The 17,525-nt window shown below is 61.0% G+C and carries 23 protein-coding genes; 16 read left to right on the forward strand and 7 right to left on the reverse strand.

Annotated elements, in window-relative coordinates:
• Positions 1–93: 93 nt before the first annotated feature.
• The 5 genes from LAB08_RS28505 (at position 94) to LAB08_RS28525 (ending at position 4,001) form a co-directional block, all read left to right on the forward strand.
• The gene (locus LAB08_RS28505; RefSeq protein WP_096514415.1) at positions 94–666 is read left to right on the forward strand and encodes a YqgE/AlgH family protein; all 573 of its coding nucleotides are present in this window, start codon (positions 94–96) and stop codon (positions 664–666) included.
• The gene (ruvX, locus tag LAB08_RS28510) at positions 666–1,103 is read left to right on the forward strand and encodes a Holliday junction resolvase RuvX (protein ID WP_096514414.1); all 438 of its coding nucleotides are present in this window, start codon (positions 666–668) and stop codon (positions 1,101–1,103) included. Before LAB08_RS28505 ends, ruvX begins: the two co-directional genes overlap by 1 nt.
• Before the next feature lie 94 nt (positions 1,104–1,197).
• Positions 1,198–1,701 (forward strand): bifunctional pyr operon transcriptional regulator/uracil phosphoribosyltransferase PyrR, encoded by a 504-nt coding sequence (gene pyrR / locus LAB08_RS28515; RefSeq protein WP_096514413.1) that lies wholly within the window; start codon positions 1,198–1,200, stop codon positions 1,699–1,701.
• A 27-nt stretch (positions 1,702–1,728) separates the two neighbouring features.
• Positions 1,729–2,733: an aspartate carbamoyltransferase catalytic subunit gene (locus LAB08_RS28520; protein ID WP_096514412.1), complete on the forward strand. Its 1,005-nt coding sequence runs from the start codon at positions 1,729–1,731 to the stop codon at positions 2,731–2,733.
• A complete protein-coding gene (locus tag LAB08_RS28525) occupies positions 2,730–4,001 on the forward strand; it encodes a dihydroorotase (protein WP_096514411.1) in 1,272 nt (423 codons plus the stop codon). Before LAB08_RS28520 ends, LAB08_RS28525 begins: the two co-directional genes overlap by 4 nt.
• Positions 4,002–4,112: 111 nt before the next feature.
• Here LAB08_RS28525 and LAB08_RS28530 read toward each other — a convergent pair whose 3' ends face one another.
• Positions 4,113–4,544 (reverse strand): NINE protein, encoded by a 432-nt coding sequence (locus tag LAB08_RS28530; protein WP_096514410.1) that lies wholly within the window; start codon positions 4,542–4,544, stop codon positions 4,113–4,115.
• Positions 4,545–4,793: 249 nt separating this feature from the next.
• Here LAB08_RS28530 and LAB08_RS28535 point away from each other — a divergent pair, with 249 nt between their 5' ends.
• A complete protein-coding gene (locus tag LAB08_RS28535; protein ID WP_096514409.1) occupies positions 4,794–5,414 on the forward strand; it encodes a C40 family peptidase in 621 nt (206 codons plus the stop codon).
• A gap of 130 nt (positions 5,415–5,544) precedes the next feature.
• Here the strand turns inward: LAB08_RS28535 and LAB08_RS28540 are convergent, their stop codons facing one another.
• On the reverse strand, positions 5,545–6,579 hold the full coding sequence (locus LAB08_RS28540) for a type IV pilus twitching motility protein PilT (RefSeq protein WP_096514408.1): 1,035 nt from the start codon (positions 6,577–6,579) through the stop codon (positions 5,545–5,547).
• A 57-nt stretch (positions 6,580–6,636) separates the two neighbouring features.
• Between LAB08_RS28540 and LAB08_RS28545 the strand changes: the two genes are divergently transcribed.
• The 9 genes from LAB08_RS28545 to LAB08_RS28585 all read left to right on the forward strand — a co-directional run bounded on the left by LAB08_RS28545 (position 6,637) and on the right by LAB08_RS28585 (position 13,343).
• Positions 6,637–7,323: a YggS family pyridoxal phosphate-dependent enzyme gene (locus tag LAB08_RS28545; RefSeq protein WP_096514407.1), complete on the forward strand. Its 687-nt coding sequence runs from the start codon at positions 6,637–6,639 to the stop codon at positions 7,321–7,323.
• A gap of 34 nt (positions 7,324–7,357) precedes the next feature.
• Positions 7,358–8,176 carry a pyrroline-5-carboxylate reductase gene (gene proC / locus LAB08_RS28550; protein ID WP_096514406.1) on the forward strand — a complete coding sequence of 273 codons (819 nt, stop codon included), beginning with the start codon at positions 7,358–7,360 and terminating at the stop codon, positions 8,174–8,176.
• 24 nt (positions 8,177–8,200) lie between these two features.
• Positions 8,201–8,788, forward strand: a complete 588-nt coding sequence (locus LAB08_RS28555) for a YggT family protein (RefSeq protein ID WP_096514405.1) — start codon at positions 8,201–8,203, stop codon at positions 8,786–8,788.
• Between the two features lie 192 nt (positions 8,789–8,980).
• Positions 8,981–10,120: a homoserine O-succinyltransferase MetX gene (gene metX, locus LAB08_RS28560; protein ID WP_096514404.1), complete on the forward strand. Its 1,140-nt coding sequence runs from the start codon at positions 8,981–8,983 to the stop codon at positions 10,118–10,120.
• Positions 10,121–10,127: 7 nt separating this feature from the next.
• Complete coding sequence (gene metW / locus LAB08_RS28565; RefSeq protein ID WP_060542415.1) at positions 10,128–10,748, forward strand: methionine biosynthesis protein MetW; 621 nt, start codon at positions 10,128–10,130, stop codon at positions 10,746–10,748.
• A 25-nt stretch (positions 10,749–10,773) separates the two neighbouring features.
• Positions 10,774–11,208: a DUF4426 domain-containing protein gene (locus LAB08_RS28570; RefSeq protein WP_096514403.1), complete on the forward strand. Its 435-nt coding sequence runs from the start codon at positions 10,774–10,776 to the stop codon at positions 11,206–11,208.
• Positions 11,205–11,801, forward strand: a complete 597-nt coding sequence (rdgB, locus tag LAB08_RS28575) for an RdgB/HAM1 family non-canonical purine NTP pyrophosphatase (protein WP_096514402.1) — start codon at positions 11,205–11,207, stop codon at positions 11,799–11,801. The genes LAB08_RS28570 and rdgB overlap by 4 nt, the downstream gene beginning before the upstream one ends.
• Entirely contained in the window at positions 11,798–12,997 is a 1,200-nt protein-coding gene (hemW, locus tag LAB08_RS28580) for a radical SAM family heme chaperone HemW (RefSeq protein ID WP_096514401.1), read from the forward strand. Before rdgB ends, hemW begins: the two co-directional genes overlap by 4 nt.
• A 22-nt stretch (positions 12,998–13,019) precedes the next feature.
• Complete coding sequence (locus tag LAB08_RS28585) at positions 13,020–13,343, forward strand: DUF3392 domain-containing protein (RefSeq protein ID WP_096514400.1); 324 nt, start codon at positions 13,020–13,022, stop codon at positions 13,341–13,343.
• 62 nt (positions 13,344–13,405) lie between these two features.
• On the opposite strand, the gene trmB is transcribed toward LAB08_RS28585, so the two are convergent.
• From trmB to LAB08_RS28605, 4 genes are all read right to left on the reverse strand, one after another.
• A complete protein-coding gene (gene trmB / locus LAB08_RS28590; RefSeq protein WP_096514399.1) occupies positions 13,406–14,131 on the reverse strand; it encodes a tRNA (guanosine(46)-N7)-methyltransferase TrmB in 726 nt (241 codons plus the stop codon).
• Positions 14,132–14,140: 9 nt separating this feature from the next.
• The gene (locus LAB08_RS28595; protein WP_096514398.1) at positions 14,141–14,935 is read right to left on the reverse strand and encodes a thiazole synthase; all 795 of its coding nucleotides are present in this window, start codon (positions 14,933–14,935) and stop codon (positions 14,141–14,143) included.
• Between the two features lie 60 nt (positions 14,936–14,995).
• Positions 14,996–15,196: a sulfur carrier protein ThiS gene (gene thiS, locus LAB08_RS28600; protein ID WP_007953386.1), complete on the reverse strand. Its 201-nt coding sequence runs from the start codon at positions 15,194–15,196 to the stop codon at positions 14,996–14,998.
• A 71-nt stretch (positions 15,197–15,267) separates the two neighbouring features.
• The gene (locus LAB08_RS28605; protein ID WP_096514397.1) at positions 15,268–15,648 is read right to left on the reverse strand and encodes a DUF423 domain-containing protein; all 381 of its coding nucleotides are present in this window, start codon (positions 15,646–15,648) and stop codon (positions 15,268–15,270) included.
• Between the two features lie 74 nt (positions 15,649–15,722).
• Between LAB08_RS28605 and mtgA the strand changes: the two genes are divergently transcribed.
• Positions 15,723–16,445, forward strand: coding sequence for a monofunctional biosynthetic peptidoglycan transglycosylase (gene mtgA / locus LAB08_RS28610; protein ID WP_096514396.1), 723 nt, complete (start codon positions 15,723–15,725; stop codon positions 16,443–16,445).
• 205 nt (positions 16,446–16,650) lie between these two features.
• Here the strand turns inward: mtgA and rpoH are convergent, their stop codons facing one another.
• Positions 16,651–17,505 (reverse strand): RNA polymerase sigma factor RpoH, encoded by an 855-nt coding sequence (rpoH, locus tag LAB08_RS28615; RefSeq protein ID WP_047534555.1) that lies wholly within the window; start codon positions 17,503–17,505, stop codon positions 16,651–16,653.
• Positions 17,506–17,525 lie beyond the last annotated feature (20 nt).

Here is a 17,525-nt window from a genome sequence, read left to right on the forward strand (position 1 = left end):
CCCACAGTGGTCCGAGTCGTTATCAGGGATTTACGCCATTTCCTGCGCATCCCCAGCTTGTCAGTTCGCCCCTCCAACGCCACACTAGCGCTCATGAAAAACGTCAACCCCAGCTACCTCAAGCATCACTTCCTGATCGCCATGCCTCACATGGTCGACCCGAACTTTGCGCACACCTTGACCTACATCGTCGAGCACACGGCCAATGGTGCCATGGGGCTGGTGGTCAATCGCCCGCAGGACCTGAACCTGGCCGATATCCTCGAGCAATTGCGCCCTGAGATCGAGCCGCCAGTCCTTTGCCAGCATGTGCCGATCTTCATCGGCGGGCCGGTCCAGACCGATCGCGGTTTTGTCCTGCACCCGTCTGGCAAGTCCTTCCAGGCGACCGTTGATCTGGAAGACGATTTGTCCTTGTCGACGTCTCAGGACGTGCTGTTCGCCATCGCCGATGGGGTCGGCCCGGCCAAAAGCCTGATCGTCCTCGGTTACGCCGGCTGGGAGGCCGGGCAATTGGAAGCTGAACTGGCGCAGAACGCCTGGCTGACCTGCCCGTTCAACGCCGACATCCTGTTCAACACCAGCAGTGAGCTGCGCCTCGAAGCGGCAGCCAAACACCTGGGCATCAACCTCAGCCTGCTCACCAGCCAGGCGGGGCACGCCTGATGGCCCTGCGGCTGATTCTGGGTTTTGACTACGGCACCAAATCGATCGGCGTTGCGGTCGGCCAGGTGATTACCGGTCAGGCTCGTGAGTTGTGCACCCTGAAAGCGCAGAACGGCATTCCCGACTGGGATAAGGTCGATGCGTTGATAAAGGAATGGAAACCCGACGCCGTGGTGGTCGGCTTGCCATTGAACATGGACGGCACGCCCAGCGAAATGTGCGCCCGTGCGGAAAAATTCGCCCGCCGCCTCAACGGCCGTTTCAACCTGCCCTTCTATACCCACGACGAACGCCTGACCACCTTCGAAGCCAAGGGTGAACGCCTGGCCCGTGGCGGCCAGAAGGGCAGCTACCGTGACAACCCGGTCGATGCCATCGCCGCTGCCCTGCTGCTGCAAGGCTGGCTCGACGAAAACAGCGCACTGTTCGAGTCCTGATGCACCTGATCCTGAAGAGCCGCCACGCGTCTTTTTTAGCTACAACCCGAGCCACCTCAAGCACACGCTCGCTCGGGCCCAAGAAGGAGCAACCATGAGCCTGCCCAATCCCGCCGAACTGATCAGCCAGATGGCGATCCGTCTCAAGGCACACCTGGAACACCGTGGCATCAGCGAACCGCGTTACATCGGCATCCGCACCGGCGGTGTCTGGGTAGCCCAGGCCCTGCTCAAAGAGCTGGGGAGCCAGGAGCCCCTCGGCACGCTCGACGTTTCCTTTTATCGCGACGACTTCAGCCAGAACGGCCTGCACCCGCAAGTGCGCCCCTCGGCCCTGCCGTTCGAAATCGAAGGCCAGCACCTGGTGCTGATCGATGATGTGCTCATGAGCGGCCGCACCATCCGCGCCGCCATGAACGAACTCTTCGACTATGGCCGCCCGGCCAGCGTGACCCTCGTGTGCCTGCTGGACCTGGACGCCGGCGAGCTGCCGATCCGCCCGAACGTGTTGGGTGCGACCCTGTCCCTGGCGGCCCACGAACGAGTGAAGCTGTCCGGCCCGGAGCTTACGCTCGAACTGCAAGACCTCGCCCTTTAATTCGCCCTATCGAGAGTCCCCCTTGCGATGACGCCTCCAGAAACCAAGCGCCCGCTGCAGCTCAATGACCAGGGCCAGCTACGCCACTTCCTCTCGCTCGACGGTTTGCGCCGCGAGTTGCTGACGGAAATCCTCGACACCGCCGACTCCTTCCTTGAAGTCGGCGCCAGGGCGGTAAAGAAGGTCCCGTTGTTGCGCGGCAAGACCGTGTGCAACGTGTTCTTCGAGAACTCCACCCGCACCCGCACCACCTTCGAACTGGCGGCCCAGCGCCTGTCGGCGGACGTGATCACCCTGAACGTGTCGACATCGTCGGCGAGCAAGGGGGAAACCTTGCTCGATACCCTGCGCAACCTGGAAGCCATGGCCGCCGACATGTTCGTCGTGCGCCACGGTGATTCCGGCGCCGCACACTTCATCGCCGAGCACGTGTGCCCGCAAGTGGCGATCATCAACGGCGGCGACGGCCGTCACGCCCACCCGACCCAGGGCATGCTCGACATGTTGACCATTCGCCGACACAAGGGCGGTTTCGAAAACCTGTCGGTGGCCATCGTCGGCGACATCCTGCACTCGCGGGTCGCGCGCTCGAACATGCTGGCGCTGAAAACCCTGGGCTGCCCGGACATCCGCGTGATCGCGCCGAAGACCCTGCTGCCGATCGGCATCGAGCAATACGGGGTGAAGGTCTACACCGACATGACCGAAGGCCTGAAAGATGTCGACGTGGTGATCATGCTGCGCCTGCAGCGTGAGCGCATGACCGGCGGCCTGCTGCCCAGCGAAGGCGAGTTCTACCGCCTGTTCGGCCTGACCACCGCGCGCCTGGCCGGCGCCAAGCCCGATGCCATCGTCATGCACCCGGGCCCGATCAACCGTGGCGTGGAGATCGAATCGGCGGTGGCCGACGGCCCGCACTCGGTGATCCTTAACCAGGTGACCTACGGCATCGCGATTCGTATGGCGGTGCTATCCATGGCCATGAGCGGACAAACTGCGCAGCGCCAATTCGAGCAGGAGAACGTTCAGTGAAGCTCAGCATTCTCGGCGCCCGCGTCATCGATCCGGCCAGTGGCCTGGATCAAGTTACCGATATCCATGTAGAAGCCTGCAAGATCGTCGCCATTGGCGCCGCGCCGGCCGACTTCGTCGCTGTCGACACCATCGACGCCAAAGGCCTGGTGGCCGCCCCTGGCCTGGTCGATCTCAACGTCGCCCTGCGCGAACCGGGCTACAGCCGCAAAGGCTCGATCGCCAGCGAAACCCGTGCCGCCGCGGCCGGTGGCATCACCAGCCTGTGCTGCCCGCCAAAAACCAAACCCGTGCTGGACACTTCGGCGGTGGCCGAACTGATCCTCGACCGCGCCCGCGAAGCCGGCAACACCAAAGTGTTCCCGATCGGCGCGCTGAGCAAAGGCCTGGACGGCGAACAGCTGGCCGAACTGGTCGCCCTGCGCGATGCCGGGTGCGTGGCCTTCGGCAACGGCCTGGAGAGCTTCCGCAACACCCGCACCCTGTGCCGGGCGCTGGACTACGCGGCAACCTTCGACCTGACGGTGATTTTCAACTCCCAGGATCACGACCTCGCCGAAGGCGGACTGGCCCATGAAGGCCCGACCGCAAGCTTCCTCGGCTTGCCGGGTATTCCGGAGACCGCAGAAACCGTGGCCCTGGCCCGGGATCTGCTGCTGGTTGAGCAAACCGGCGTACGCGCGCACTTCAGCCAACTCACCAGCGCCCGGGGCGTGGCCCTGATCGCTCAGGCCCAGGCTCGTGGCTTGAAAGTTACGGCGGATGTGGCGCTCTACCAGTTGATCCTGACCGATGAAGCGCTGATCGACTTCAGCAGCCTCTATCACGTCCAGCCGCCGCTGCGCACCCGCGCCGACCGCGATGGCCTGCGTGGGGCAGTGAAATCCGGTGTTGTCTCGGCCATTTCCAGCCATCACCAACCCCATGAGCGGGACGCCAAACTGGCGCCGTTCGGGGCCACAGAGCCTGGAATCAGCAGTGTTGAGCTGTTGCTGCCATTGGCGATGACTTTGGTGGAAGACGGCTTGCTGGACTTGCCGACGTTGCTGGCACGCCTAGGCAACGGCCCTGCCGAGGCGCTGCGCCTGCCGGCGGGGAAACTGGCGGTCGGTGGTGCGGCGGATATCGTGCTGTTCGATCCTGCAGCTTCGACCGTGGCCGGTGAGACCTGGCTGTCCAAGGGTGAGAACTGCCCGTTCATTGGCCACAGCCTGCCGGGTGTGGTGCGTTATACCCTGGTGGATGGGCGGATCAGTCACCAGGCATAAGACCGAGTTGCCTGCATTCGCGAGCAGGCTCGCTCCCACAGGGATATCCGTTGGCCGCAAAATTTGCAGTTAACTTACATCCACTGTGGGAGCGAGCCTGCTCGCGAAGACTTACTGGAATGCACCTCTATTCTGGGCATTACGCAGCGAAACCTGGTCGTTCAACGTCCAGAAGTCATACAACACCCCCACGAAGAACAATCCACCCGTCAGCAGGTACAGCAAACCGCTGATCCATTTCCCCTGATACATCCGGTGTACGCCGAACACCCCGAGAAACGTCAGCAGAATCCACGCCACGTTGTATTCGATCGGACCGGCAGTGAACCGCAGGTCTGCTTCGCGGTCCATTGCCGGGATCAGGAAAACGTCGATCAACCAGCCAATCCCCAGCAAACCGAACGTGAAGAACCAGATCGTCCCGGTTACCGGTTTGCCGTAATAGAAGCGATGAGCACCGGTAAAACCGAAAACCCAAAGCAAATATCCGATCACTTTACTGTGGGTGTCCTGATGCGGGACGGGGGGTTGATAGGTGTTCATGGATGACCTCGATTCACACGATAGATAAATATTCTTTAAATCTTTGTGACTTTTTTACGAGCAGCCGACGTATGGCAAATGTTAAGTTCCCCTCCGTCAAACCCTTGTAGCACCTGACTTCTGTCGGACAATTGCGTCAATTTACCGCTTGTTTGGTTCCGTTAGACCCCGATGGAATCGACCAACGGCCTCGGAATGCCAAAAAAAGCTGTTATAAAGTTGCGCGCTAACCCATACGAGCCTTGCCTAATGCGTCCATTTTTCAAGACATGGCTAACCATTTGCCTATTATTGCCACTGGCCGCCCACGCCACCAATCGTGAGCAACGTCTTCCGAACGTTAATGGTTACACCCCAAAATCCCATGCCTCTGCTCCTTCGAGCAAAAGCAAAAAATCGAGCAAACACGCTCCACAGTTGGTCAGCAACAAAAGCGGGCTGGTTCCGCCCATGGCGACCAAGGAAAGCAGCAATGTGCTGAGCCGCGCCGTCAACGTCCTCGGCACGCCGTACCGTTGGGGCGGCAGCAGCCCGAGCAAAGGTTTCGATTGCAGCGGGCTGGTGAAATACGCCTTCAATGACGCCACGTTTGACCTGCCGCGCACTTCCAATGCCATGGCCAGCGGTCATGGCGACAAAGTCGATCGCGCCGACCTGAAACCGGGTGATCTGATTTTCTTCAACATCAAGAGCCGTCGAGTCAATCACGTTGCCATCTACCTGGGCAACGACCGCTTCATCCACGCGCCTCGCCGCGGCAAGTCGGTGACCATCGACACCCTGAAGAAACCGTATTGGGAAAACCACTACGTGGTGGCCAAGCGGGTTCTGCCGAAAGACCAGAAAGCGTTGCAGGTTGTTCAGCGCTGATTCCAGCACCTGAAATCTGCATCGAACATACCGCCCCCTTCGCGAGCAGGCTCGCTCCCACATTGGATTGCATTCCCCTGTGGGAGCGAGCCTGCTCGCGAAGGCGTCCTGGAAAACCACGACAACACTCTCAAAAATTATCCGACGACCGCGCCTTCTCCCGCGCATGATCACGGCTGACCAATCCCCGGGCCACCAGATCCCTCAAGCCCATATCCAGCGTCTGCATCCCCAGCGACCCGCCCGCTTGAATCGATGAATACATCTGCGCCACCTTGTCCTCGCGGATCAGGTTACGGATCGCCGACGTACCCAGCATGATTTCGTGGGCGGCTACACGCCCGCCGCCGATTTTCTTGACCAGCGTCTGGGACACCACCGCCAGCAGCGATTCGGAGAGCATCGAACGCACCATGGATTTCTCGTCCCCCGGAAACACATCGACAATCCGGTCGATGGTCTTCGCCGCCGACGTGGTGTGCAGCGTGCCGAACACCAGGTGACCGGTTTCGGCAGCGGTCAGCGCCAGGCGAATCGTTTCCAGATCGCGCATCTCCCCCACCAGAATCACATCCGGGTCCTCGCGCAGCGCCGAGCGCAGGGCCGTGGCGAAGCTGCGGGTATCGCGGTGGACTTCGCGCTGATTGATCAGGCATTTACGCGACTCGTGGACGAACTCGATCGGATCTTCGATGGTGAGGATATGGTGATGGCGATGATTGTTCAGGTAATCGATCATCGCCGCCAGCGTGGTGGACTTGCCGGAACCGGTCGGCCCGGTCACCAGCACCAGCCCCCGGGGCGCATCGGTCATCTTGCGGAACACGTCGCCCATGCCCAGCTCGTCCATGCTCTGGACCCTGGACGGGATCGTGCGGAACACCGCGCCGGCTCCGCGGCTCTGATTGAACGCGTTGCCCCGGAAACGCGCCACCCCGGGCACGTCGAAGGAAAAGTCGGTTTCCAGATGCTTTTCGAAATCCACCCGCTGGGTGTCGTTCATGATGTCGTAGATCAGCGCCTGTACTTCCTTGTGATCCAAGGGCGGCAAGTTGATACGCCGCACATCACCGTCAACGCGGATCATCGGCGGCAGGCCGGCGGACAGGTGCAGGTCCGAAGCTCCTTGTCTGGCACTGAACGCCAACAACTCAGTGATATCCATAGCACCTCTCAATTCCAGTAGAATGCCGCCAACCTCAGACCTGCTGGCGCCTCTTGAATGTCCACCATAGCAGACAACATTGAACGGGTAAGTTCGCGCATACACGCCGCAACACTCGCCGCCCATCGTGACGAACACAGCGTCCAGCTGCTGGCCGTGAGCAAGACCAAACCCGCACAGGACCTGCGCGAAGCCTATGCCGCCGGCCTGCGTGACTTTGGCGAAAACTACTTGCAGGAAGCCCTGGGCAAGCAGCTCGAATTGGCCGACCTGCCCTTGATCTGGCACTTCATCGGCCCCATTCAATCGAACAAGACTCGCGCTATCGCCGAGCATTTCGACTGGGTGCATTCCGTGGATCGCCTGAAAATCGCACAACGCCTGTCCGAACAACGTCCTGCCGATCTGCCGCCCCTGAACATCTGCATCCAGGTCAACGTCAGCGGTGAAGCCAGCAAATCCGGCTGCACCCCGGCCGACCTTCCGGCCCTGGCCAACGCCATCAGCGCCCTTCCGCGCCTGAACTTGCGCGGGCTGATGGCCATTCCCGAGCCGACGGAAGATCGCGCCGAACAGGATGCGGCTTTCGCCACCGTGCAAAGCCTGCAAGCCAGCCTGAACCTGCCGCTCGACACACTTTCCATGGGCATGAGCCACGACCTGGAGTCGGCCATCGCCCAGGGTGCCACCTGGGTGCGTATCGGTACGGCCCTGTTCGGCGCCCGCGACTACGGCCAGCCATGACCGTGGCTGACCCAACTCTTTATAAGGACCTGACATGAGCAAGACGCGTATTGCCTTTATCGGTGCCGGCAACATGGCCGCCAGCCTGATCGGCGGCCTGCGGGCCAAAGGTCTCGAGGCCGCACAGATCCGCGCCAGCGATCCGGGCGATGAAACCCGTGCTCGCGTGAGCGCCGAACACGGCATCGAAGTGTTTGCCGACAACGCCGAAGCCATTCAAGGCGCGGACGTCGTCGTACTGGCAGTCAAACCCCAGGCGATGAAAGCCGTTTGCGAAGCCATTCGCCCAAGCCTGAAACCCGGGCAACTGGTGGTTTCGATTGCCGCCGGCATCACCTGCGCCAGCATGAACAACTGGCTCGGTGCCCAGCCAATCGTGCGCTGCATGCCCAACACACCGGCATTGCTGCGCCAGGGCGTGAGTGGCTTGTTCGCCACCGCCCAGGTCAGCGCCGAACAGCGCCAGCAAGCCCAGGAACTACTGTCGGCGGTCGGCACCGCCCTGTGGCTGGACGAGGAACAACAACTGGACGCGGTCACCGCGGTTTCCGGCTCGGGCCCCGCATATTTCTTCCTGCTGATCGAAGCCATGACCGCCGCTGGCGTGAAGCTCGGCCTGCCGGCAGACATCGCCGCTCAACTGACGCTGCAAACCGCCCTGGGCGCCGCGCACATGGCCGTGGCCAGTGACGTCGACGCCGCCGAGTTGCGTCGCCGCGTCACTTCGCCCGCAGGCACGACGGAAGCGGCCATCAAGTCGTTCCAGGCCGATGGCTTCGAAGCACTGGTCGAAAAAGCACTCGGCGCCGCCGCGCACCGCTCGGCCGAGATGGCTGAGCAACTTGGCCGCTAATCAGCACTTAAAAAGGAATCAACAATGCTCGGACTCAATGACGCTGCCATTTTTGTGATTCAAACCCTGGGCAGCCTGTATCTGCTGATTGTGCTGTTGCGCTTCATCCTGCAACTGGTGCGGGCGAACTTCTACAACCCGCTCTGCCAGTTCGCCGTCAAGGCCACTCAACCACTGCTCAAGCCACTGCGTCGGGTCATCCCGAGCATGTTCGGCCTGGACATGTCCTCGCTGGTACTGGCGCTGCTGGTGCAGATGGCGTTGTTCGCGGTCATCCTGTTGCTCAGTGGCTATCAGGTCGATGTACTGTTTCTGGCGCCATGGGCGCTGATCGGCATCTTCGCGCTGTTTTTGAAGATCCTGTTCTGGGCGATGATCATCAGTGTGATCCTGTCCTGGGTCGCTCCGGGTAGCCACAATCCTGGCGCAGAACTGGTGCAGCAGATCACCGAACCGGTACTGGCACCGTTTCGCCGGATCATTCCGAACCTGGGCGGCCTCGATATTTCACCGATCTTCGCCTTTATCGCCCTGCAACTGCTGCAAAGCTGGTTGATCCCGCGCCTGGCGTACTACGCGCTGATGCCGCGGGAGCTGTTTGGCCTGATCTGATTCTGCTGCACCGCGTCATCGTTCATCGCGAGCAGGCTCGCTCCCACAGGGGATACGCATTCCATTGTGGGAGCGAGCCTGCTCGCGAATGCCGCGCCTCGGTCTACCTGGGAAAAATCAGGCCCGGCCTTTGCTTGCCGCTAACCCCAGTGGTCTTTAGACTTACGCCTCATTTCAACGAGAGCAGGGTCGATGCCAGCTGCCTTCCCCCCCGATTCTGTTGGTCTGGTGACGCCGCAAGTGGCGCACTTCAGCGAACCCCTGGCGTTGGCCTGCGGTCGTTCGCTCCCGGCCTATGACCTGATTTTCGAGACCTACGGCACGCTGAACGCCACGGCGAGCAACGCCGTGCTGATCTGCCACGCCCTGTCCGGCCATCATCACGCGGCCGGCTTCCATAGCCCCGACGACCGCAAGCCCGGTTGGTGGGACAGCTGCATCGGCCCCGGCAAACCGATCGACACCAACAAGTTCTTCGTGGTCAGCCTGAACAACCTCGGCGGCTGCAACGGTTCCACAGGCCCGAGCAGCATTAATCCGGAGACCGGCAAGCCGTTTGGTGCCGATTTCCCGGTACTGACCGTGGAAGACTGGGTGCACAGCCAGGCACGCCTGGCGGATCTGTTGGGCATCGGCCAATGGGCCGCCGTCATCGGCGGTAGCCTGGGCGGCATGCAGGCATTGCAATGGACCATCTCCTATCCGGACCGTGTGCGGCATTGCCTGGCCATCGCCTCGGCACCCAAGCTGTCGGCGCAGAACATCGCCTTCAACGAAGTGGCGCGCCAGGCGATCCTCACCGATCCTGAGTTCCACGGCGGTTCGTTCCAGGAACAGGGCGTGATCCCCAAGCGCGGGCTGATGCTGGCGCGGATGGTCGGGCACATCACCTACCTGTCCGACGACTCCATGGGCGAAAAATTCGGTCGCGGCCTGAAAAGCGAGAAGCTCAACTACGACTTCCACAGTGTCGAGTTCCAGGTCGAAAGCTACCTGCGCTATCAGGGTGAAGAGTTCTCCGGACGTTTCGACGCCAACACCTACCTGCTGATGACCAAGGCCCTGGACTATTTCGACCCGGCGGCCAACTTCGACGATGACCTGGCGAAAACCTTCGCGGGTGCCACCGCCAAGTTCTGCGTGATGTCGTTCACCACCGACTGGCGCTTCTCCCCGGCCCGCTCGCGGGAACTGGTGGATGCGCTGATGGCCGCGCGCAAGGATGTCTGTTACCTGGAAATCGACGCACCGCAAGGCCACGACGCCTTCCTGATTCCGATCCCGCGCTACTTGCAGGCGTTCGGCAATTACATGAACCGCATTACGTTGTGAGATAGCCATGAGAGCTGATCTGGAAATCATCCAGGAATGGATCCCCGCCGGCAGCCGCGTGCTCGACCTCGGTTGCGGCGACGGCGAACTGCTGACCTGGCTGCGCGACAACAAGCAAGTCACCGGCTATGGCCTGGAAAACGACGCGGACAACATCGCCGAGTGCGTGGCCAAGGGCATCAACGTCATCGAACAGGACCTGGACAAGGGCCTGGGCAACTTCGCCAGCAACAGCTTCGACATCGTGGTCATGACCCAGGCGCTGCAAGCGGTGCACTATCCGGACAAGATCCTCGACGAAATGCTGCGGGTCGGCCGCCAGTGCATCATTACCTTCCCGAATTTCGGACACTGGCGCTGCCGCTGGTACCTGGCGAGCAAGGGCCGGATGCCGGTTTCCGAGTTTTTGCCGTACACCTGGTACAACACGCCGAACATCCACTTCTGCACCTTCGCCGACTTTGAAGCCTTGTGCCGCGAACGTGAAGCCAAGGTCATTGATCGGCTGGCCGTGGATCAACAGCATCGGCACGGGTGGGCCAGTAAGCTATGGCCTAATCTGTTAGGTGAGATCGGCATTTACCGTGTCAGCAGCCCGGGGCTTGCAGACCACAAGGTCGCGGTCTGAACACCTAATTTCGAGGAGAATGATCATGGGTCGTCTAGCGCTAGTTCTACTCACCGCCTGCCTGAGCGTCACGGCCGTGGCCGCTGATGCGATCAAAGGTGAACGCAAGGAAGTCTTTGGTGACACGACGGTGCACTACAACACGTTCAACTCCACGTTCCTGACACCGGACATCGCCAAGGCAGCAGAGCTTACCCGCAGCAAGAATCAGGGCGTGATCAATATTTCGGTGCTCAAGGACGGCAAACCGCAGATGGCCCAGGTCAGCGGCACGGTCAAAGACCTGACCAGCCAAAGCGTGAATCTGAACTTCAAACAGATTACCGAACAAGGCGCGATCTACTACATCGCCCAATACCCGGTGGATCAGCAGGAAACCCGCACCTTCGACATCAAGGTGCAGACCGGTGACAAAATCAACACCATCAACTTCAACCAAGAGCTCTTTCCCGGCGAATGATCAACTTCACGCAACTCGTACTGGCCAGCCACAACGCCGGCAAACTCAAGGAACTCCAGGCCATGCTCGGCGAGTCGGTGCAACTGCGCTCGATCGGCGAGTTCAGCAGCGTGGAGCCTGAAGAAACCGGTCTGTCGTTCGTCGAGAACGCCATCCTCAAAGCCCGCAATGCCGCGCGCATTTCCGGTTTGCCGGCACTGGCTGACGATTCCGGGCTGGCGGTGGATTTCCTCGGCGGTGCGCCAGGCATCTACTCGGCGCGCTATGCCGACGGCAAGGGCGATGCGGCGAACAACGCCAAACTGCTCGACGTGTTGAAGGACGTGCCGCAAGCCGATCGTGGCGCGCAGTTCGTTTGCGTACTGGCGCTGGTGCGGCATGCCGACGATCCGCTGCCGATTCTCTGCGAAGGCCTGTGGCACGGGCGCATCCTGACCCAGGCCAGCGGCGAACACGGTTTTGGCTACGACCCGTTGTTCTGGGTGCCTGAGCGCGATTGCTCCAGCGCCGAGCTAAGCCCCGGCGACAAGAACCAGATCAGTCACCGCGCCCGTGCAATGGATCTGCTGCGCCAGCGTCTGGGCTTGAAATGACCATTGAATCATCCGCGCCACTGATCTTCGGCGGCGCGCAAACGCCTCGGGCGGCCTTGCCTGTGCTGCCGCCCCTGGCGCTGTACATCCACATTCCGTGGTGTGTGCGCAAATGCCCTTATTGCGACTTCAACTCCCATACCGCCAGCCCGGTGCTGCCGGAAGAAGAGTATGTGGATGCGCTGCTGGCAGACCTTGATCAGGACTTGCACGCCGTTTATGGCCGCGAGCTGAGTTCGATCTTCTTCGGTGGCGGTACGCCGAGCCTGTTCAGCGCTCAGGCATTGGGCCGCTTGCTCAAGGGTGTCGAACAACGCATCCCGTTTGCCAGCGACATCGAAATCACCCTGGAAGCCAATCCGGGAACGTTCGAGCAAGAGAAATTCGTGGCGTACCGCGCGCTGGGCATCAATCGCCTGTCGATCGGTATCCAGAGCTTCCAGCAGGAAAAGCTCCAGGCGCTGGGGCGGATCCACAACGGCGACGAAGCGGTGCGAGCGGCTGGAATGGCGCGCCAGGCCGGGTTCGATAACTTCAACCTGGACTTGATGCACGGTTTGCCCGATCAGTCGCTGGACGACGCCTTGAGCGACCTGCGCCAGGCCATCGCCTTGAAGCCGACCCATCTGTCCTGGTATCAGCTGACCCTGGAGCCGAATACGGTGTTCTGGAACCAGCCGCCGACGCTGCCCGAGGACGACACGCTATGGGACATTCAGGAGGCTGGCCAGGCGCTGCTGGCTGAACACGGTTACGCCCAGTATGAAGTTTCGGCCTACGCCCAGCCCGGTCGTCCGGCACGGCATAACCTCAACTACTGGAGTTTCGGTGACTTCATCGGCATCGGTGCCGGCGCCCACGGCAAGCTCAGCCATCCGGACGGGCGCATCATCCGCACCTGGAAAACCCGTCTGCCGAAGGACTACCTGAACCCGGCAAAACGCTTTCAGGCCGGCGAGAAAGCGCTGACCAATGAAGAAATGCCGTTCGAGTTCCTGATGAACGCCCTGCGCCTGACCGCGGGTGTCGAGTCGCGACTGTATACCGAGCGCACTGGATTACCCCTGGAAAGCCTGGCCGAAAGCCGCCGCGAAGCCGAACAAAGTGGTCTGCTACAGGTCGAACCGTCACGTCTGGCGGCCACCGAGCGCGGACAACTGTTCCTCAACGACTTGCTGCAGAAATTTCTGAGCTGAATTCAGCCCTAAGGGAAAACGAATGGATTTGATACTCGACCTGCTCGCCACCGTGTCTCGCTGGAGCCGTAGCAACCTCTCGGAAATCGCCCTGGCTTTGGTGGGTTGCCTGCTGGTGCTGTTCGGTGCGGATTTCAAAGGCTGGGTCGAGCAACGCCTGGGCAGCATCGCCGGCGCCTTGCGCGTCCCGCTGATGGCCCTGCTGTGCCTGATTGGCAGCGGCGCTGCGCTGATCTATGCCACGCCATGGATCGTGCGCGGCCTGAGCCAGTTCAACAACTACAGCCTGGCGCCGGTGTTGTTGGTAGTTCTGGTGCTCATCGGCGTAGTCGCCGACCGTCGCTGACCTCAAGCCACACAAAACACTGTGGGAGCAAAGCTTGCTCCCACAGGTTTGTAGCGTAGAGCTTAGGACTGCTTCTCGAACTTCAAATCCCAAACCCCATGCCCAAGCCGTTCGCCACGGCGTTCGAACTTGGTGATCGGACGCTCGGCCGGGCGTGGCACGCACTTGCCGTCTTCGGCCAGGTTGCGGTAACCCGGTGCGACGTTCATCACTTCCAGCATGTATTCGGCGTACGGTTCCCAGTCGGTGGCCATGTGCAGAACGCCGCCGACTTTCAACTTGCTGCGCACCAGTTCAGCGAAGGACGCCTGAACGATCCGGCGCTTGTGGTGACGGCTCTTGTGCCACGGGTCCGGGAAAAACAGCATCAGGCGGTCGAGGCTGTTATCGGCCACGCAGCGGTTGAGCACTTCGATCGCATCGCAATCGTAGACCCGCAGGTTGGTCAGGCCCTGGGTCAGCACGCCATTGAGCAACGCACCGACACCCGGACGGTGCACTTCCACGCCGATGAAATCCTGCTCCGGCGAGGCTGCGGCCATTTCCAGCAACGAATGGCCCATGCCGAAACCGATCTCCAGCGAGCGCGGTGCCGAGCGACCGAACACCTGGTCAAAGTCCACCGGTGCGTCGGCCAGGGGCAGCACGAACAGCGGTGCGCCCTGCTCCAGGCCACGTTGTTGGCCTTCGGTCATGCGCCCGGCACGCATCACGAAACTCTTGATGCGGCGGTGTTGGCGCTCGTCGCCTTCTTCCGTCTGGATTGGCGTGTCTTTCGATTCAGTCATCAATGGCTCTTACTTGATCAGACCATCCAGCGGCGAAGAGGCGCTGGCATAGAGTTTTTTCGGCATGCGGCCGGCGAGGTAGGCCAGGCGACCGGCAACGATGGCGTGCTTCATGGCTTCGGCCATCATGATCGGCTGCTGGGCGTGGGCGATGGCCGAGTTCATCAGCACCGCGTCACAGCCCAGCTCCATGGAAATGGTGGCATCGGAAGCAGTACCGACACCGGCATCCACCAGCACCGGGATTTTCGCTTCTTCGAGGATGATCTGCAGGTTGTACGGGTTGCAGATCCCCAGGCCCGAGCCGATCAATCCGGCCAGCGGCATCACCGCGATGCAGCCGATTTCCGCCAGTTGCCGGGCGATGATCGGGTCATCACTGGTGTAGACCATCACGTCGAAGCCTTCCTTGACCAGCGATTCGGCGGCCTTGAGGGTTTCGATCACGTTGGGGAACAGGGTTTTCTGATCCGCCAGCACTTCCAGCTTCACCAGATTGTGGCCGTCGAGCAGCTCACGGGCCAGGCGGCAGGTGCGCACGGCTTCAACGGCGTCGTAGCAACCGGCGGTGTTCGGCAGGAAGGTGTAGCGATCCGGCGAGAGGAAATCCAGCAGGTTCGGTTCGCCCTGGTTCTGGCCGAGGTTGGTGCGGCGCACGGCAAACGTGACAATTTCGGCACCCGAGGCTTCGATGGCCAGGCGGGTTTCTTCCATGTCGCGGTATTTGCCGGTACCGACCAGCAAACGCGACTGGTAAGTACGACCGGCCAGGACGAAGGGCTTGTCGCTACGAACGATGCTCATGGGAAATCCTCTGTAGGGGTGAGGTTCTTGCAGAATTCTGTGGCCACTCGGCCGAGGCGACTAGCCGCCGCCGATGGCGTGCACCACTTCGACGTTATCGCCGTCATTGAGCGTGGTATCGGCATGCTGACTGCGCGGGACGATATCCAGATTGAGTTCGACTGCCACACGGCGTCCGGTCAGGTCCAGACGGGTCAACAGGGCCGCAACGGTTTCACCGTCGGGCAGTTCAAAGGATTCGCCGTTCAACTGAATGCGCATGCCGGATGCCGCCATCATTTTTTGGGGCTGGCATTCTAGCCCGATCGTGACCTAAAGGTCAGCAATAAGCGTCAAGCGGTCAATGGCAAACGCCAGGCGGCGAGGCCCAGGCAGAGCCAGCCCGCGAGAAAGGCCAGGCCGCCGAACGGGGTGACGATGCCAAGCTTGCTGACACCGGTCAGCGTAAGCACATACAGGCTGCCGGAGAACAGCAGGATGCCGATGGCAAAGGAGGCGCCGGCCCAGGTGACGAGTCGACCCGGAATCTGTGTGGCCAGCAGCGCCACGCCCAGCAGTGCGAGGGTATGCACCAGTTGATAGGTGACGCCGGTGTGGAAGATCGCCAGGTACTCGGCACTCAGACGGTTTTTCAGGCCGTGGGCGGCAAAGGCCCCAAGCCCGACTCCGGTGAAGCCGAAAAAAGCGGCCAGCATCAAAAAGCCACGCAGCATGAAGAACTCCAGTCAGACTCGATCAACAGGGTCTGTATAATGGCTCGCTCAACGGGTTCGGCCAAGCCATCTCTATGCTGCGTTTATATTTCCGTCGTTTCACGAAGGCCGTGCTCTGGTTCATGGGCGGCAGCGTATTGCTGGTGCTGATTTTCCGCGTGGTGCCACCGCCGGGGACGGCGCTGATGGTCGAGCGCAAGATCGAATCCTGGTTCGACGGCGAGCCCATCGACCTGCAACGCACCTGGACGCCGTGGGAGGACATCTCCGACGACCTGAAAGTCGCGGTGATTGCGGGCGAAGATCAAAAATTCCCGGAGCACTGGGGTTTTGACTTCGGCGCCATTCAGGCCGCCCTGGCCCACAACGAACTCGGCGGTACGATTCGCGGCGCCAGCACCCTGAGCCAGCAAGTTTCGAAAAACCTGTTCCTGTGGTCGGGTCGAAGCTGGCTGCGCAAAGGCCTGGAAGCCTGGTTTACCGGGTTGATCGAAGTGCTCTGGCCCAAGCAGCGGATTCTTGAGGTGTACCTCAACAGCGCCGAATGGGATGACGGGGTGTTTGGCGCGGAAGCGGCGGCCAGGCATCACTTCGGTGTAGGCGCCCGCGCCCTGTCCCGGCAGCAGGCAAGCTTGCTGGCGGCGGTGCTGCCGAACCCTCGCGTGTGGAGTGCCAGCCATCCGACCTCTTACGTGGCGCGGCGTGCAGGCTGGATACGGCGGCAGATGAGTCAGCTCGGTGGTGACAGTTATCTGGTGGAACTCAACGATTCGCGCCGGGCGCCGTGGTCTCAATAGACGATCACGAATGTTTCGGAAAACGAATATCCCTGTGGGAGCGGGCTTGCCCGCGATAGGGGTATATCCGCGACTAATGTGGTGACTGACACGACGTCATCGCGGGCAAGCCCGCTCCCACAGGTTCTCAGCCGACACAGAAATGCGCACAAACAAAAACGCCCCGATCAATGATCGGGGCGTTTTTTTATTGCCTGCTCGCTGTTTATGCGGCGATCGACAACTTGAGCTTGTTCATCGCGCTCTTTTCAAGCTGGCGAATACGCTCGGCCGACACGTTGTACTTCTGCGCCAGGTCGTGCAGCGTGGCTTTTTCTTCCGCCAGCCAGCGCTGGTAGAGGATGTCACGGCTGCGGTCGTCCAGCACTTCCAGCGCTTCATGCAGGTTGTGGTTGGAGTTGTCGCTCCAGTCGGCATCTTCCAGTTGACGGGCCGGGTCGTACCGGTGGTCTTCCAGGTAGTTGGCCGGCGACTGGAAAGCACTGTCGTCGTCAGCTTCTGCAGCAGGATCGAAAGCCATGTCGTGGCCGGTCAGGCGACTTTCCATCTCGCGGACTTCCCGCGGCTCTACGCCAAGGCTTTCCGCCACGCGGTGGACTTCCTCGTTGTTCAACCAGGCCAGACGCTTCTTCTGGCTGCGCAGGTTGAAGAACAACTTGCGCTGGGCCTTGGTGGTCGCGACTTTCACGATCCGCCAGTTACGCAGGATGAATTCGTGGATTTCAGCCTTGATCCAGTGCACGGCGAACGAAACCAGACGCACGCCCATTTCCGGGTTGAAGCGTTTCACAGCCTTCATCAGGCCAACGTTACCTTCCTGGATCAGGTCAGCCTGAGCCAGCCCGTAGCCGGAATAGCTACGAGCGATATGTACGACAAAACGCAGGTGGGCGAGCACCATCTGCCGAGCCGCCTCAAGATCCTGCTCATAATAGAGACTCTCGGCCAGTTCACGCTCCTGCTCCGGCGTCAGCAAAGGAATGCTGTTCACCGTGTGCACATAGGCCTCCAGGTTCGCACCCGGGACCAGAGCATATGCAGGCTGCAAAGAATTGGTCATACGAAAAAACCTCCGACTTA

Origin of the sequence: Pseudomonas izuensis, from assembly GCF_002356535.2 — a bacterium.
Taxonomy (GTDB): Bacteria; Pseudomonadota; Gammaproteobacteria; order Pseudomonadales; family Pseudomonadaceae; genus Aquipseudomonas; species Aquipseudomonas izuensis.